This window comes from Streptomyces flaveolus, assembly GCF_000716535.1.
GTDB lineage: Bacteria > Actinomycetota > Actinomycetes > Streptomycetales > Streptomycetaceae > Streptomyces > Streptomyces flaveolus_A.
This window is the reverse complement of the sequence record NZ_JNWV01000040.1, coordinates 21135-33984: the sequence shown is the minus strand read 5'-3', so window position 1 is coordinate 33984 and position 12850 is coordinate 21135. Positions and strand designations below refer to the sequence as shown.

The window sequence follows — 12850 nt, the reverse complement described above, 5'->3', positions numbered from 1 at the left end:
AATGTTACTTATCAGCCATATTTACGAAAGGTCACCCATGGATGGCATCGCCGATATGGGGGGCACCCCGGGCTGGGGCTCCCTTCGCCCGCCGAGGGCCGACGAACCGGTCTTCGAGCAACGCTGGCAGGGCCGGGCGTTCGCACTGGCGCTCCTTTCCAGCCGCATCGCGTGCGGCGGCTACAACCCGGACGCCTTCCGGCATGCCATGGAGCGCCTGGACCGGGCCGCCTACCTGGACGACGGCTACTTCGGGCGCTGGCTCAACGGCGCGGAGCTGATGCTCACCGAAAGCGCCACCCTGGCACCGGGCGCGATCGACGCCCGCGCCCGCAATCTGCGGGGCGAGCACGTCGAAGAGCCGCCCGTCCCGGCCCCGCGGCCCGACTACGCGCCCACCGCGGCGCCGGTCGGCGCCGGCTCGCTGCGCTCCGTGGACACCGCCCCGGCCTTCACCACCGGAGAGCGCGTGCGGACCAAGGACGTGCCGGTGCCCGGCCACACCCGGCTGCCGGCCTACGTGCGCGGACACACCGGTGTCGTCGAGCGTGTCCAGCCCGCCTCCGTCCTGCCGGACACCAACGCGCACTTCCTGGGGGAGAACCCGCAGCACGTCTACTCCGTGCGGTTCGACTCGCGCGAGCTGTGGGGCGCCGACGCCGCACCCTTCGCCCTCACCGTCGAGATGTACGAGAGCTATCTGGAGAAGACCTCATGACCACCACCAGCGGAACGGGCGACCGTCTTCCCCCCTCCCTGCGCACGGAGGCACTGGAGCAACTGCTCACCGAGCGGGGGCTGATCGACCCGAAGACGATGGACGGGATCATCACCACCTACGAGACCAACGTGGGCCCGCTCAACGGCGCCAAGGTCGTCGCGAAGGCGTGGACCGACCCGGAGTACCGCCGCCGGCTGCTCGAAGACGGCACGGCGGCCATCAAGGAGCTGGGCTTCTCCGGGGCGCAGGGCGAACACATCGTCGTGGTGGAGAACACGGCGACCACCCACAACGTGGTGGTGTGCACGCTGTGCTCGTGCTACCCGTGGCCGGTGCTCGGCCTGCCGCCGAGCTGGTACAAGGACCCCGCCTACCGTTCGCGCGTGGTCAAGGAGCCGCGCGCCGTGCTGTCCGAGATGGGACTGGACCTCGACGACGACGTCCGGATCACCGTCCACGACTCCACCGCCGAGGTGCGCTGGCTCGTGCTCCCCGAACGTCCGGCCGGTACCGAGCACCTGTCCGAGGAGGAGCTGGTGCCTCTCGTGACGAGGGACGCGATGGTCGGCGTGGCGAAGGTGGCGGCACCATGAGCGCGCCCCTGGACATCGAAGGACCTGCCGCACCGCCACGCTCCAACGGCGAGTTGGTGTTCGCCGAGCCGTGGGAGAGCCGCGCCTTCGGCATGGCCGTCAGCCTGTACGAGGCGGGCGCGTTCACCTGGCCCGAGTTCCAGGCCGCGCTGGCCGCCCGGATCGCGGCCTGGGAGTCCACGGCGGCGCCGGGGGAGCCCTACCAGTACTACCGGCTCTGGCTCGCCGCCCTGGAGGACGTGCTCGTCGGCCTGTGCGCCGTGACGACGGACGAGGTCGCCGCGCGCGCCGAAACCCTGGCCCAGCGCCCGCCCGGCCACGACCACTCCGACGACCACTCCCATCCGCACCCGCACCCGCACTGAGCCGAAGAGCGCCGGGCCGTCTGCCCTCCGCCCACACAGGCGGAGGACCGTCCGCGCCGGCTCACCCCTGCCCAACCGAGCAGTGCCCAGTACGCGCTGCCTTTCCCCGAAGGAATCATTCGTGCCTGTCAGGAGCAAACTGTTCGCGGCCGTGGCGATACTGACCGCGGTCGGTGGCCTCGGAACCGCGGGAACGGTCGCCGCCGACGCGGCCACCGCGGAGTGCGGCGACCGTTGCATACAGATCTACAGCGCCGAGTTCGGCACGGCCGCGCACCCCGATCTGGTGGAAACCGTGCATCGAGGAGTGGCGGCGGTCGGCCAGGCCACCGTGATGCGCCCCGTCAGCACCACTGATCCGGCCGGGGACATCGTCGGTCACCGAGCGGGCCCGGTGTCCGACTTCTACAAGGACGGCCTCGTGTCCGCCGAGGTGAACCGGCATTACGGCAACCTGCGTGCGGTGGAGGTGGAGTACGCGCCGCACGGCGAGGGCACCGGCCTGTGTGCGGGCCTGGCCACCACCGCGTACCAGAACGAGGGCCTCACCCTGCAGAAATGCGGGACCTCCGGCAGGACCGTCTGGATCATCGACACCGCGGATTCACCCGCGACCGCCGCCCAGAAGCACTTCCCGCTGGTCAATGGCTCGACCACGGACTTCACGCACCCCTACGCGATGACCTTCACCCACGCCTCCCCCCGCCATGGTCACTCCGGGGACCGCGCTCACCGGTCCACGGTGCCCGGGCAGATCCGGGTCGCCAGGCTCATGGGCAACCCGTCCCACGTGCCGGCCGGTCAGCTGTGGGGCACGACGAAATAGGCAGCCGTTCGCGGACGTGCCGGTGGTCCTACTCGGCCCATGGCGTGAAGCCGGTGCCGAGTACGGCCGCGAGGGACATGCGCAGGCGATCGGCGTCCTCGGCGCCGAAGGCCTCCTCGAAGCGAGCCTGGACGTCCTTCCACAGGGGGACCGCCTCCCGCATCCGGGTACGGCCGTCCGGCGTGATCGCGGCGATGCGCGCCCGGCGGTCGTTCGGCGACGTCTCGACGGTCACGAGGCCTTCGCGGGCCAGCGGCTTGAGGTTCGAGGCCATCGTCGTACGGTCCATCGCGATCATGTCGGCGAGGGCGGTGATCGTCGTCTCCCCGTGCGCAGCGAGCTTCTGCAGGATGCTGAACTGCGTCGCACGAAGCCCGACGGGGGCCAGCGCCTTGTCGTACGTCGCGCCGAGGTACCGGGCCGCCTTGCGCAGCGCCAGGTTGTTGCACTGCTCGGCGAGGTCCGGCGGGGTGCTGGTCATGATCTCCTCCGTGGGTTCCGGCCCATGATAGGAGCACCGCTCGGCGCGGCAGGGCGCTGTGCCGCCGACGGCCGACCGCAGCTCCGCCCTTGCCCCCGCCAAGATAGGAGCATATGCTCGTAAAAACGTCGCACCCCGCACGGCCCCGCACATCCCCCCCGCGCACCCCCCGACCGACCCTCAGAGAGCCTCATCATGGAAACCCCCGTCCACCGCCGCCCGCCGGTGAAGGCCTGGCTGCAGCCGACCCTCATCGCCTTGATCGTCGTGGCGGCCTTCGTGAGCTGCTACGTGGGTCTCCAGCGCGACCCGCAGCCGCACCACGTCCCCCTCGCCGTCGCCGGTGCCGACCTGCCGGGCGAGATACACCGGGCACTCGGCGACAGCGTCGAGGTGCTCCCCGCCGCCGACGCCGGCGCGGCCCACCGGGCCCTGGAGCACCACGACGTCGTCGCCGCGCTCAGCACCGGCGGTCCGGGCGAGCTGCGCCTGGAGGTGGCGGGAGCCAACGGCACGTCCACCACGGCCGCCGTGAAGTCCCTCGTCGGCGCCTACGCCCAGGGGGCGGGCATGCGCGTCGCCACCGAGGACGTCCGGCCGCTGGCCCACTTCGACGCCCGCGGGCTGGCCGGCTTCTACGTGGCCTTCGGTGTCACCCTGGCCGGTTTCGTGCTCGGCTCGAACGCCGTCGGCCTGGCCGGCCTGCTGCACCTGCGCCACCGGTTCTGGCTGCTGACCGGCGCTTCCGCGGCCATCGGCACCGTGGCCGCGATCATCGCGGGGCCGGTTCTGGGAGCGGTTCCGGCACCGGTCGTTCCGTTGATCGCCACCCTCGCCCTGCTAGCGGCGGCGGCCGCCTTCACCACCAAACTGCTCGGCACCTACCTAGGCCCCGTCGGGCTCCCGGTCGCCACCCTCCTGCTCCTCACCGTCGGCAACGCCACCAGCGGCGCCACCATCGGGGCGGACCTGCTGCCCACCGCGGCCCGGGCCGTCTCCGCGCTGCTGCCACCCGGCGCCGCCGTCCGCGCCATCGCCGACCTCAGCTACTTCCACGGCGCGCACGCGACCCGGCCTGTCGTCACGCTGGCCCTGTGGGCCGTCGTCGCCGCGGCGCTGCTCGTCCCGCGCGGCCGCCTGGAACGGCGACGCGCGTCCGCCACCGCCTGACGGCTCCTGCGCCCCCGCCGGGGCGGCCGGCGCGACTACGCGGACCCGTGGATCGACTCCGTCGCGGTCCGACCCGGCAGGCCGGGCAGGCCGGTCGCCTCCCACCGCACCACGCACACCCATGAACGAAAAGAGAGCAGAGATGCCGAAGATCACCGCAACACGCAAGGCTCGCCACCTGCTGGCAGCCGCCGGAGCAGCCGTGGCCATCGCCGGAGGTGCGGCGCTCGCACCGTCGGCGTCGGCCGACGCGGCGGTCGCGAAGCCGCCCGCGAAGACCTTCGAACTGGTCGGCAAGCAGACCTCGTCCGGGGAAGTCGATCTGGGCGAACCGGGCATCAGCGTGGGCGACCAGCGGATCGTGCACGAGGACCTCTACCGCGACGGCGTGAAGGTGGGCGACCACAGTTCGGCCTGCACCTTCACCCGGGTCAGCCCGGCCGCCCTCCAGTGCCTGGGCACCTTCGCGCTTCCCGAGGGGCAGTTCACCGCGCAGTCGCTGCTGCACCTGCCGGCCCCGTCCTCCGTCGACGTCGGCATCACCGGCGGCTCGGGCGCCTACAGCACCGCCCAGGGTTTCGTCCGCACCGTTCCGGCGGGCGCCACCGAGCGGCACTTCACCGTCCACCTCCACCGCTGAGGCGTACGCGGGGCCGGTTCGGGTGAGCGAAACCGGTACACATGACGAAGGCAAGGAGGTCACCCACTCCTTGCCACTCTCAACATATAGCGCACGGGGGGCCTTGCGGCAAGGCCCCGGTGGTGATGCAGAATCTCCGGCCTCGACCAGAACCTGCGGAAATGGGGGGCCTTGATGATCGACGTGCTCGTGGTCGGCGGCGGACCGACCGGCTTGATGCTGGCCTGCGAACTGCGGCTGCACGACGTACACGTGGTCGTGCTGGAGAAGCTGACCGAGCCGACCGAGCAGTCCCGCGGACGCGGTCTGCACGCGCGCAGCGTGGAGATGACGGACCAACGCGGCCTGCTCGACCGGTTCCTGGCGGCCGGTGAGAAGTTCCGGGTCGGCGGGCTCTTCGGCGGCGTCATGAAGCCGTGGCCGGAGCGGCTGGACACGGCCCATCCGTACGGCCTCGCCATCTCGCAGCAGGCCACCGAGCGGCTGCTGAACGAGCGTGCCCTGGAACTCGGTGCCGAGATCCGGCGCGGCCACGAGGTGGTCGGGCTCGTCCAGGACGCGGACGGGGTGACGGCCGAACTGGCGGACGGCACGCTGCTGCGCTCGCGGTACCTCGTCGGCTGCGACGGCGGCCGCAGCACGGTGCGCAAGCTGCTCGGCGTCGGCTTCCCCGGTGAGCCCTCCAAGGTCGAGACTCTGCTGGGCGACATGGAGGTGACCGAGGACCCGGCGACGATCGCCGCCGTCGTCGAGGAGGTGCGCAGGACCCAGCTTCGGTTCGGTGCCATTCCCGACGTGGACGGGAACATGGGGGTGTACCGCATCGGCGTCCCCGCCGACGGGGTGGCCGAGGACCGTACGACCGCGCCGACGTTGGAGGAGTTCAAGGGGCGGCTGCGGGCGGTCGCGGGCACCGACTTCGGGGCGCACTCGCCGCGTTGGCTGTCCCGGTTCGGTGACGCCACCCGGCAGGCCGAGCGCTACCGGGTCGGCCGGGTGCTGCTGGCCGGCGACGCGGCGCACATCCACCCGCCGACCGGGGGGCAGGGCCTCAACCTCGGCATCCAGGACGCGTTCAACCTCGGTTGGAAGCTGGCCGCCGAGGTGGCCGGCTGGGCGCCGGAGGGCCTGCTGGACAGCTACCACGCCGAACGGCACCCGGTGGGCGCCGCCGTACTCGACAACACCCGCGCGCAGATGACGCTGCTGGGAACCGATCCGGGTGCGACCGCGCTGCGCGAACTGTTCGGCAGGCTGATGGACTTCGAGGAGGTGAACCGGTACATCACCGGGATCATCACCGCGGTCGACGTCCGCTACGACCTCGGGGAGGGGCACGACCTGCTCGGCCGGCGTCTGCGGGACGTCCCGCTGAAGCGGGGCCGCCTCTATGAGCTGATGCACGGCGGCCGTGGCCTGCTGCTCGACCAGACCGGCCGGCTCTCGGTGGCCGGCTGGGCGGACCGGGTCGACCGTGTCGCCGACGTCAGCGAGGAACTGGAGGTGCCCGCGGTCCTGCTGCGGCCGGATGGGCACGTGGCCTGGGTCGGCGAGGACCAGCGGGATCTGCTCGACCACCTGTCCCGGTGGTTCGGCGCGGCCAGGGCATGAGCGGGCGGGTGCGGTCACCGGCGCGTACGGCGCCATCCGGCAGCACCCGCCTTCCCGGGTCAGCGGTTGACGAAGGTGAGGCTGGTCGCGTCGTAGCGGCTGCCCGCGATGTGCTCGGGCGGGGCCGCGGCCTCGATCGCGGCGAGGTCCTCGGCGGACAGCTCGACGTCCAGCGCCGCGAGGTTCTCCTCCAGGTACCGCTGCCGCCGGGTGCCGGGGATCGGCACCACGTCGTCGCCCCGGTGCCGCAGCCAGGCCAGGGCGAGCTGGCCGGCGGTGACGGACCTGGCGGCGGCCAGTTCCTCCAGCTTCGCGACGATCGCCAGGTTCCGTTCGAGGTTGCCGTCGGCGAACCGTGGCTGGCTGCGCCGTACGTCGGTCTCCGCCAGCCCGTCGACCGAGCTGTAGCGTCCGGTCAGGAACCCGCGTCCGAGCGGTGAGAAGGGGACCAGGCCGATGCCGAGTTCGCGGCAGACCGGGACGATCTCCGCCTCCAGGTCCCGGGTCCACAGCGACCACTCGCTCTGCAGCGCGGAGATCGGGTGGACCGCGTGCGCCCGCCGGACGGTCCCCGCGCCGGCCTCGGACAGTCCCAGGTACCGCACCTTGCCGGCCCGCACCAGCTCGGCCATGGCACCGACGGTCTCCTCGATCGGCACCCGCGGATCGACCCGGTGCTGGTAGTAGAGGTCGATGTGGTCGACCCCGAGCCGGCGCAGGGAGGCCTCGCACGCCTGGCGCACGTAGGCGGCGTCACCGCGGATCAGGGTGGGCTCGCCCAGGCGGTTGGCGAAGCCGAACTTGGTCGCCAGCACCACCTCGTCGCGCCGCCCGGCGATGGCCCTCCCGATCAGTTCCTCGTTGTGCCCGGCGCCGTAGAAGTCGGCGGTGTCGAGGAGGGTGACCCCGAGGTCGAGGGCGTGGTGCAGCGTCGCGACCGACTGCGCGTCGTCCGCGGCGCCGTACCCGTGGCTCATGCCCATGCAGCCGAGTCCCTGCGCGGAGACCGCCAGTTCGCCCAGCTTGCGGGTGGGGACGTCGGTCATGCTGCTGCCTCCTGCACTCGTCGGACGTTCACCGAGGACGCTAGGTACTGGAGTACGCTCCATGTCAAACGGTGGCCGGCCACGACGGCGTCACCCCGGGCCCTCGTGACCGGTGGGCGGGCTGTGAGGGGGAGCACGGTGAGTGCCGCGCGGAAGCCGTTCCTGATGCCTGTCGAAGACGTCTTCCGCCGGGGCGGGCTGGTCATGCCGACGGGCCGGATCGAGCGTGGCCGGGTCCGCGAGGGCGACGAGGTGGAACTCGTCGGCCTCGGTGGCGCGACAGCGCACGTCACGGGCATCGACGCGGGCGAGCGGCCCGTGGGCGAGGCGTGTGCGGGCATGAACGTGGGACTGCTGCTGCGCGGTGTGGTGGCGGAAGCATTCGCGCGGGGACAGGTGCTGGCGGCACCGGGTTCGATCGACGCACACGCCGGCTTCGCCGCGGACATCCACGCTGCTGTCCGAGGAACACGGGGGCGCCGAGGTACGCACGGGTGAGCGTCTTCAGTTCCACATCCGTACCGCCGTGGTGTCGGGCGTGGTGACGTCGACCGAGGACACGGACGCGCTGTGGCCGCTTCACAAGGGCGCGGTGACGGTCAGGCTCGAACAGCCCGTCGCCCTTGAGGAGGGCCAGTCCTTCGCCTTCCGTCACCACGGTCGTGCCGCCGGCTCGGGAACCGTGACTCGGCTCCCGCACCCGCTTGACCTTCGAGTTGGTTGAAGCTCCACGATGGCGGGGTGCCGAACCTTGAGCTGATGCCGATCGGGGTGTTCGCCCGGCGCACCGGGCTGACGTCCAGTGCGCTGCGGTTCTACGCCGACTCCGGGCTGCTGCCCCCCGCGCGGACCGACCCGGTCACGGGCTACCGTCACTACGGCGCCGACCAGGTGGCCCGGGCCGTCGAGCTGCGTCGGCTTCGTGAGATCGCCATGCCCCTCAGTGCCGTCGAGGCGGTTCTCGACGCCGGGCCCGATGAAGCGTCCCGGCTGATCGACGAGCACGTCGGGAAGGTCGTGGAGGACGCGGAGGCGGTGCGGCGGAAGGCCGCTCTGATCAAGTCGTCGCTCGCCGACGTCCCGAGCGTGCCGATCGCGGCGCTGAAGGGTCCTGTGCTGGCCGACGCGATCGAGCAGGTCTTGACCGCGACCGCACGCGATCCGGGGATGCCGGTGCTCGGGGGACTGCACGTCGAGGCGGCCCAGGACGCGGTCACGCTGACGGCGACCGACCGCTACCGGCTCGCGACACGAACCCTCGTTCCCGTCGAACCGGCGGCCTCCGCATGGGCGGCCACGGTGAGCGGGGACGAGTTGCGGGCCGCGGTCGGCGGAATTCGCCGCAGTGTGCTGGTACGAGTCGAAGCCACGCCGCACGGGATCCGGCTGCGTACGGCGGACGGGAACGACCAGTACTGCCGACTGCTGTCGGCGAAGTTCCCCGACCACCGGCTGATGCTCGCGTCACTGTCCGAGGTCACGACCCGGGTGACCGTCCGCAAGGACCTGCTCCTGCGGGCCCTGGAACAACACGCGGGCGGGCGGCTGTCGTTGTGCGTGACCCGCCACGGGCTGAAGGCTCTGGCGGCCGATGACGAGCAGCCCGGCTTCTCGCTCCCGGCCGCTGTGACGGGGCAAACGCCCCTCCAGATCTCGTTCGAGCTGACCACGTTCTATCCGGCCGTCAGCACGGCCATCGGCTCCGACGTGATGCTCGACCTGCGGGGAACCGACCGGCCCGTCACCGTTCGCTCCGCCGACCGCGGCGATCTCACCACGCTGGCCATGCCTGCCGGACCCGACCGCCCCGCCTGAGACAGAAGACGAGGACCACTTTCGATGACCACCAGTTCCGCCGGCACCGATCCGACCATGGAAGCCATCGGCCGGGCCGTCGCCGAAGTCCGCGCCGGGGGCGCCGCCACCGCCCGCCGGAAGCTCCTGGACCTCTGGTCCACGATCGGTCCCGCCGGGGACCCGCTGCACCGCTGCTCCCTCGCGCACCACATGGCAGACCTCTACGACGACCCCGCCCGGGCGCTGGTCTGGGACATCCGGGCCCTGGACGCCGCCGACGCCCTGACCGACCAGCGCGTGCAGGAGCATCACGCCGGTCTCCAGGTCGCCGGCTTCCAGCCGTCCCTGCACCTCAACCTCGCCGACGACTACCGGCGGCTCGGGTCCTTCGAAGCCGCCGCCGAACACATCGGCGCGGCCCGGGAACACGCCCCGAACCTGCCCCAGGACGCTTACGGTGCCGTGCTGCGTACGGCGATCGAGCAGGTGGCCGACGCCATCGTCCGGCGGGACACGGCCAAGCGTGACTCGGCCCCGGGTCACAGCGCGTGACGCGGAGGAGATTCCCGGTCCGCGGGTGGTTCGGGCAGCCAGTCGCGGGCCGGGTCGTACTCCAGCCACCGGCTGCGCCCTGCCCGCGCGGCGCAGGCGGCGATGAGGCCGGGCAGCCCCGGGTGCCCGGCGCCGGTGCGCCACAGCAGCGACCAGGCGTACAGCGGCGTGGGGTGGACGAGCGGTACGGAGCGCAGCCCGGGGACGTCGGGCAGGGGCACGTCGGCGGGGAGCAGCGAGAAGCGGCGCGGCTCGGCCGCCACCTCGGCGAGGAAGTGGGCGAGGCCCAGGTTGACGCTCGTGGCACTGTTCCGGATCGCGAACCGGTCGGCGAACTGGTGGAGGAAGTCCAGGCGGTCCAGCGGGCCGGGCGCCCACAGCACGCTGTCGCGCAACTGGTCCGGCCGCAGGGCCGGTTCGGCGGCGAGGGGATGGTCCGCGGCGAGGACGGCGTCCACCGGTTCGAGGCGGACCAGGCGGTGTGCCAGTCCGGAGTGCAACGGGGGGTGGACCCGCCCGAAGGCCGCGTCGGTGTCGCCGTGCAGCAGCGCCGCCGTCACCGACGGAAGGTCACGCCCGTGGCCCAGCACCAACTCGCCGGCGAACACGTCCCGTTCTGCGTGCCCGCCGCTCACCGCCACTTCGGCCAACGTCCGCATAGGTGCGTACAGATGCCCCCAGACGTCCACCCGCAGCGGCCGGTCCTCCCCCATCGCCGCCGCCACCGCCGCGTCGGCCGCGGCCAGGGTCTGCCGGGCCGGCTCCAGGAAGCGCCGGCCGGCGTCGGTCAGGCGTACACCGCTCCCGCCGCGCTCGAACAGCTCGGTGCCCAGCAGGGATTCCAGCCGAGCGATCCGCTTCGACAGCGCCTGCTGGGAGATGGCGAGCGTCCCCGCCGCCCGTCCGAAGTGCAGTTCCTCGGCGGCGCGCACGAAGGCACGTATCTGCGCCCCGTCCAGATCCATGGCCTCCACCATAGGTGACAACCAACGGTTGTCGGTCGTGCCGTTTCGTTGTTGGACCCCGGCACGGGACACGGGGTTGCATTCCCGGCATGCGAAGACTGATTCCCACGGGGGACGCGGCGCGTCCGGTCGCCTTCGCCGAGGTCCCCCTGCCCGTCCCGGAGCCCGATGAGGCGCTGGTCAAGGTCGAGGCGTTCGCACCCAACAGGGGCGAGACGTTCCTCCTCGAACGCCCCGAGCCCGGACTGCTGCCCGGCAAGGACATCGCTGGGCTCGTCGTCCAGGCCGCGGCCGACGGCTCGGGCCCCGGCGTCGGCGCCCGCGTGGCCGGGCATCCGGCGCGGGGCGGCTGGGCCGAGTACGCGGCCGTGCCCACGCACTCCCTCGCGGTGCTCCCGGCCGGCATCGACGCCGTACGGGCGGCGGCCCTGCCCCTGGCCGGGATCACCGCGCTGCGCCTGCTGCGGGCGGCCGGTTCCCTGGCCGGCCGGCGGGTGCTGCTGACCGGCGCCTCGGGCGGGGTCGGGCACTACGTCACCGAGCTGGCCGTCGGGGCCGGTGCCGAGCTGACCGCGGTGACGGCAACGCCGGTGCGCGGTGCGCGGCTCGCGGAGCTGGGCGCCGAGGTGGTGCACGACGTGACGGCGGCTCGGGGGCCGTTCGACGTCGTACTGGAGTCCACGGGCGGGCCGGATCTGCCGCGGGCCCTGTCGAAGGTGCGGCCGGGCGGGACGCTCCTCTGGTTCGGCCAGGCGAGCCGCACCCCGGTGACCCTCGACTTCTTCGAGCTGCTGCGCGGGCCCGAGCGCGTGACCATCCAGCACTTCCACTACGCGGGCGCCCCGTACGCCGCCGATCTCGCGGCGCTGGTACGCCTCGTGGAACGGGAGCGGCTGCGTCCGGAGATCGGCCGGGTCCGCGACTGGGCCGAGACCGCCGGAACCCTGGTCGACCTGCGGGAGCGCCGGATACGCGGCAAGGCAGTCCTGACGACGGGAGAGGAACGTTGAACGCCACGGAGTTCGCCGACGCCCAGTGGACCCGCGCCACCGGAGCGGGCGTCGACCCGCACGAGTACCGGCGCGTCACCGAGGGCCTCGCCTCCGTCGCCGACTGGGGACCCGCCTTCGTACGCACCGGACACGCCCATCTGGAGCGCGCCGAGCAGGCCGGATCCTCCCTCTCGGCGGGCGGGCACCTGCTCATGGCGGCCCGGTGGTTCCACCTGGCCACGCTGGCCCCGTACCCGCAGGCCCCGCGTGCCGCGGCCGAGGCGGACCGGGCCCTGGGCCGCGCCCTCGCCCTCCTGGAACCCGGTGCCCGGCGCGTGACGGGTGAAGGGTTCACCGGCTGGCTCCGCGGCCCCGCCGACGCGCCCGGCACCGTGGTCGTCGTCCCGGGGCTCGACTCCGCCAAGGAGGAGTTCTCGGACCTGGTGGCCGCGCTGCTGGCCAGGGGCCTGGCGGTGTTCTCGATGGACGGCCCGGGTCAGGGCGTGCTCGCGGCCACGACGGTGCTGCGACCGGAGTACGAGCAGGTCGTCGGCCGGGTGGTCGACGCCCTCGGCGTCGCCCGCGTCGGGCTCGTCGGCCTGAGCCTGGGCGGCTACTTCGCGGCCCGCGCGGCGGCGCTGGAGCCACGGGTGGCGGCGGTCGCCACCGTCAGCGGTCCCTTCCGCCTCGACTGGGCCGAACTGCCCCCGCCGGTGCGGGACATCCTGACGCGCCGCACCGCAGGAGCGGACGCCGCCCGCGCGTTCGCCCGCCACGTCGACCTCACCGACCTGGCCCCGCGCATCGCGGCCCCGCTGCTGGTCGTGGACGGCGGCCAGGACGTCATCCCCGGCGTGACCGACGGCGAACCCCTGGCCCGCCTGGCACCGCGCGGCACCTACCTGAACGTCCCGCACGGTGACCACCTCCTCGGCAACGCCCGCCCCGACTGGCTGCCCCGCCTCGCCGACCACATCACGGCCGCCCTGACCGGGCCACCGGCGTGAACCGGTCCGGCTCGGTCCGGCTGGGTGACGCAGTCCTGTAGCCGGACGGGCCAGCGGGGGGACGCCCCGGCCGGCGGGGGGCCG

16 protein-coding genes are annotated in these 12850 nt (G+C 72.8%); 13 read left to right on the top strand and 3 right to left on the bottom strand.

Translation table 11 applies throughout. From position 1 onward, the window contains the following. Position 1: 1 nt before the first annotated feature. From nthB to OO52_RS36995, 4 genes are all read left to right on the top strand, one after another. Positions 2 to 718, top strand: a complete 717-nt coding sequence (gene nthB / locus OO52_RS37010) for a nitrile hydratase subunit beta (RefSeq protein ID WP_324608317.1) — start codon at positions 2 to 4, stop codon at positions 716 to 718. Further along, positions 715 to 1314, top strand: coding sequence for a nitrile hydratase subunit alpha (nthA, locus tag OO52_RS37005; RefSeq protein ID WP_030652611.1), 600 nt, complete (start codon positions 715 to 717; stop codon positions 1312 to 1314). Before nthB ends, nthA begins: the two co-directional genes overlap by 4 nt. Beyond that, a complete protein-coding gene (locus tag OO52_RS37000) occupies positions 1311 to 1679 on the top strand; it encodes a nitrile hydratase accessory protein (protein ID WP_030652608.1) in 369 nt (122 codons plus the stop codon). The genes nthA and OO52_RS37000 overlap by 4 nt, the downstream gene beginning before the upstream one ends. A gap of 121 nt (positions 1680 to 1800) precedes the next feature. Then, positions 1801 to 2505 carry a hypothetical protein gene (locus tag OO52_RS36995; RefSeq protein WP_030652604.1) on the top strand — a complete coding sequence of 235 codons (705 nt, stop codon included), beginning with the start codon at positions 1801 to 1803 and terminating at the stop codon, positions 2503 to 2505. A gap of 28 nt (positions 2506 to 2533) precedes the next feature. Here the strand turns inward: OO52_RS36995 and OO52_RS36990 are convergent, their stop codons facing one another. Continuing rightward, a complete protein-coding gene (locus OO52_RS36990; protein ID WP_030652603.1) occupies positions 2534 to 2986 on the bottom strand; it encodes a MarR family winged helix-turn-helix transcriptional regulator in 453 nt (150 codons plus the stop codon). Positions 2987 to 3181: 195 nt separating this feature from the next. Here OO52_RS36990 and OO52_RS36985 point away from each other — a divergent pair, with 195 nt between their 5' ends. From OO52_RS36985 to rox, 3 genes are all read left to right on the top strand, one after another. Further along, positions 3182 to 4156 carry a hypothetical protein gene (locus tag OO52_RS36985; RefSeq protein ID WP_053212519.1) on the top strand — a complete coding sequence of 325 codons (975 nt, stop codon included), beginning with the start codon at positions 3182 to 3184 and terminating at the stop codon, positions 4154 to 4156. A gap of 142 nt (positions 4157 to 4298) precedes the next feature. Continuing rightward, on the top strand, positions 4299 to 4796 hold the full coding sequence (locus OO52_RS36980) for an allene oxide cyclase barrel-like domain-containing protein (protein WP_048910546.1): 498 nt from the start codon (positions 4299 to 4301) through the stop codon (positions 4794 to 4796). A 174-nt stretch (positions 4797 to 4970) separates the two neighbouring features. Continuing rightward, the gene (rox, locus tag OO52_RS36975) at positions 4971 to 6407 is read left to right on the top strand and encodes a rifampin monooxygenase (protein ID WP_030652594.1); all 1437 of its coding nucleotides are present in this window, start codon (positions 4971 to 4973) and stop codon (positions 6405 to 6407) included. Between the two features lie 59 nt (positions 6408 to 6466). Here rox and OO52_RS36970 read toward each other — a convergent pair whose 3' ends face one another. Continuing rightward, positions 6467 to 7453, bottom strand: a complete 987-nt coding sequence (locus OO52_RS36970; RefSeq protein ID WP_030652591.1) for an aldo/keto reductase — start codon at positions 7451 to 7453, stop codon at positions 6467 to 6469. Between the two features lie 165 nt (positions 7454 to 7618). Between OO52_RS36970 and OO52_RS53240 the strand changes: the two genes are divergently transcribed. The 4 genes from OO52_RS53240 to OO52_RS36955 are packed head-to-tail and all read left to right on the top strand — an operon-like array spanning position 7619 to position 9802. Beyond that, positions 7619 to 7951, top strand: coding sequence for an EF-Tu/IF-2/RF-3 family GTPase (locus tag OO52_RS53240; RefSeq protein WP_234339865.1), 333 nt, complete (start codon positions 7619 to 7621; stop codon positions 7949 to 7951). Further along, positions 7908 to 8177 (top strand): hypothetical protein, encoded by a 270-nt coding sequence (locus OO52_RS53235; RefSeq protein ID WP_234339869.1) that lies wholly within the window; start codon positions 7908 to 7910, stop codon positions 8175 to 8177. Before OO52_RS53240 ends, OO52_RS53235 begins: the two co-directional genes overlap by 44 nt. Positions 8178 to 8194: 17 nt before the next feature. Further along, positions 8195 to 9268 (top strand): MerR family transcriptional regulator, encoded by a 1074-nt coding sequence (locus OO52_RS36960; RefSeq protein WP_037630240.1) that lies wholly within the window; start codon positions 8195 to 8197, stop codon positions 9266 to 9268. A 24-nt stretch (positions 9269 to 9292) separates the two neighbouring features. After that, entirely contained in the window at positions 9293 to 9802 is a 510-nt protein-coding gene (locus OO52_RS36955; RefSeq protein ID WP_030652585.1) for a hypothetical protein, read from the top strand. On the opposite strand, the gene OO52_RS36950 is transcribed toward OO52_RS36955, so the two are convergent. Beyond that, positions 9790 to 10767, bottom strand: a complete 978-nt coding sequence (locus tag OO52_RS36950; protein ID WP_030652583.1) for a LysR family transcriptional regulator — start codon at positions 10765 to 10767, stop codon at positions 9790 to 9792. The genes OO52_RS36955 and OO52_RS36950 overlap by 13 nt on opposite strands. 89 nt (positions 10768 to 10856) lie before the next feature. On the opposite strand from OO52_RS36950, the gene OO52_RS36945 reads away from it, so the two are divergent. Both OO52_RS36945 and OO52_RS36940 read left to right on the top strand, forming a co-directional pair. Beyond that, entirely contained in the window at positions 10857 to 11777 is a 921-nt protein-coding gene (locus OO52_RS36945) for a zinc-binding dehydrogenase (protein ID WP_030652580.1), read from the top strand. Then, positions 11774 to 12766 (top strand): alpha/beta hydrolase family protein, encoded by a 993-nt coding sequence (locus OO52_RS36940; RefSeq protein ID WP_030652577.1) that lies wholly within the window; start codon positions 11774 to 11776, stop codon positions 12764 to 12766. The genes OO52_RS36945 and OO52_RS36940 overlap by 4 nt, the downstream gene beginning before the upstream one ends. The last annotated feature ends 84 nt before the right edge of the window (positions 12767 to 12850 follow it).

Excerpts from the sequence above, each read along its gene's own strand:
- OO52_RS36970 (WP_030652591.1), bottom strand. The coding sequence starts at position 7,453 with ATGACCGACGTCCCCACCCGCAAGCTGGGCGAACTGGCGGTCTCCGCG.
- OO52_RS36985 (WP_053212519.1), top strand. The coding sequence starts at position 3,182 with ATGGAAACCCCCGTCCACCGCCGCCCGCCGGTGAAGGCCTGGCTGCAG.
- OO52_RS36980 (WP_048910546.1), top strand. The coding sequence starts at position 4,299 with ATGCCGAAGATCACCGCAACACGCAAGGCTCGCCACCTGCTGGCAGCC.
- OO52_RS36950 (WP_030652583.1), bottom strand. The coding sequence starts at position 10,767 with ATGGATCTGGACGGGGCGCAGATACGTGCCTTCGTGCGCGCCGCCGAG.
- nthA (WP_030652611.1), top strand. The coding sequence starts at position 715 with ATGACCACCACCAGCGGAACGGGCGACCGTCTTCCCCCCTCCCTGCGC.
- OO52_RS36990 (WP_030652603.1), bottom strand. The coding sequence starts at position 2,986 with ATGACCAGCACCCCGCCGGACCTCGCCGAGCAGTGCAACAACCTGGCG.
- OO52_RS37000 (WP_030652608.1), top strand. The coding sequence starts at position 1,311 with ATGAGCGCGCCCCTGGACATCGAAGGACCTGCCGCACCGCCACGCTCC.
- OO52_RS36955 (WP_030652585.1), top strand. The coding sequence starts at position 9,293 with ATGACCACCAGTTCCGCCGGCACCGATCCGACCATGGAAGCCATCGGC.
- rox (WP_030652594.1), top strand. The coding sequence starts at position 4,971 with ATGATCGACGTGCTCGTGGTCGGCGGCGGACCGACCGGCTTGATGCTG.
- OO52_RS53240 (WP_234339865.1), top strand. The coding sequence starts at position 7,619 with ATGCCTGTCGAAGACGTCTTCCGCCGGGGCGGGCTGGTCATGCCGACG.
- OO52_RS36945 (WP_030652580.1), top strand. The coding sequence starts at position 10,857 with ATGCGAAGACTGATTCCCACGGGGGACGCGGCGCGTCCGGTCGCCTTC.
- nthB (WP_324608317.1), top strand. The coding sequence starts at position 2 with ATGTTACTTATCAGCCATATTTACGAAAGGTCACCCATGGATGGCATC.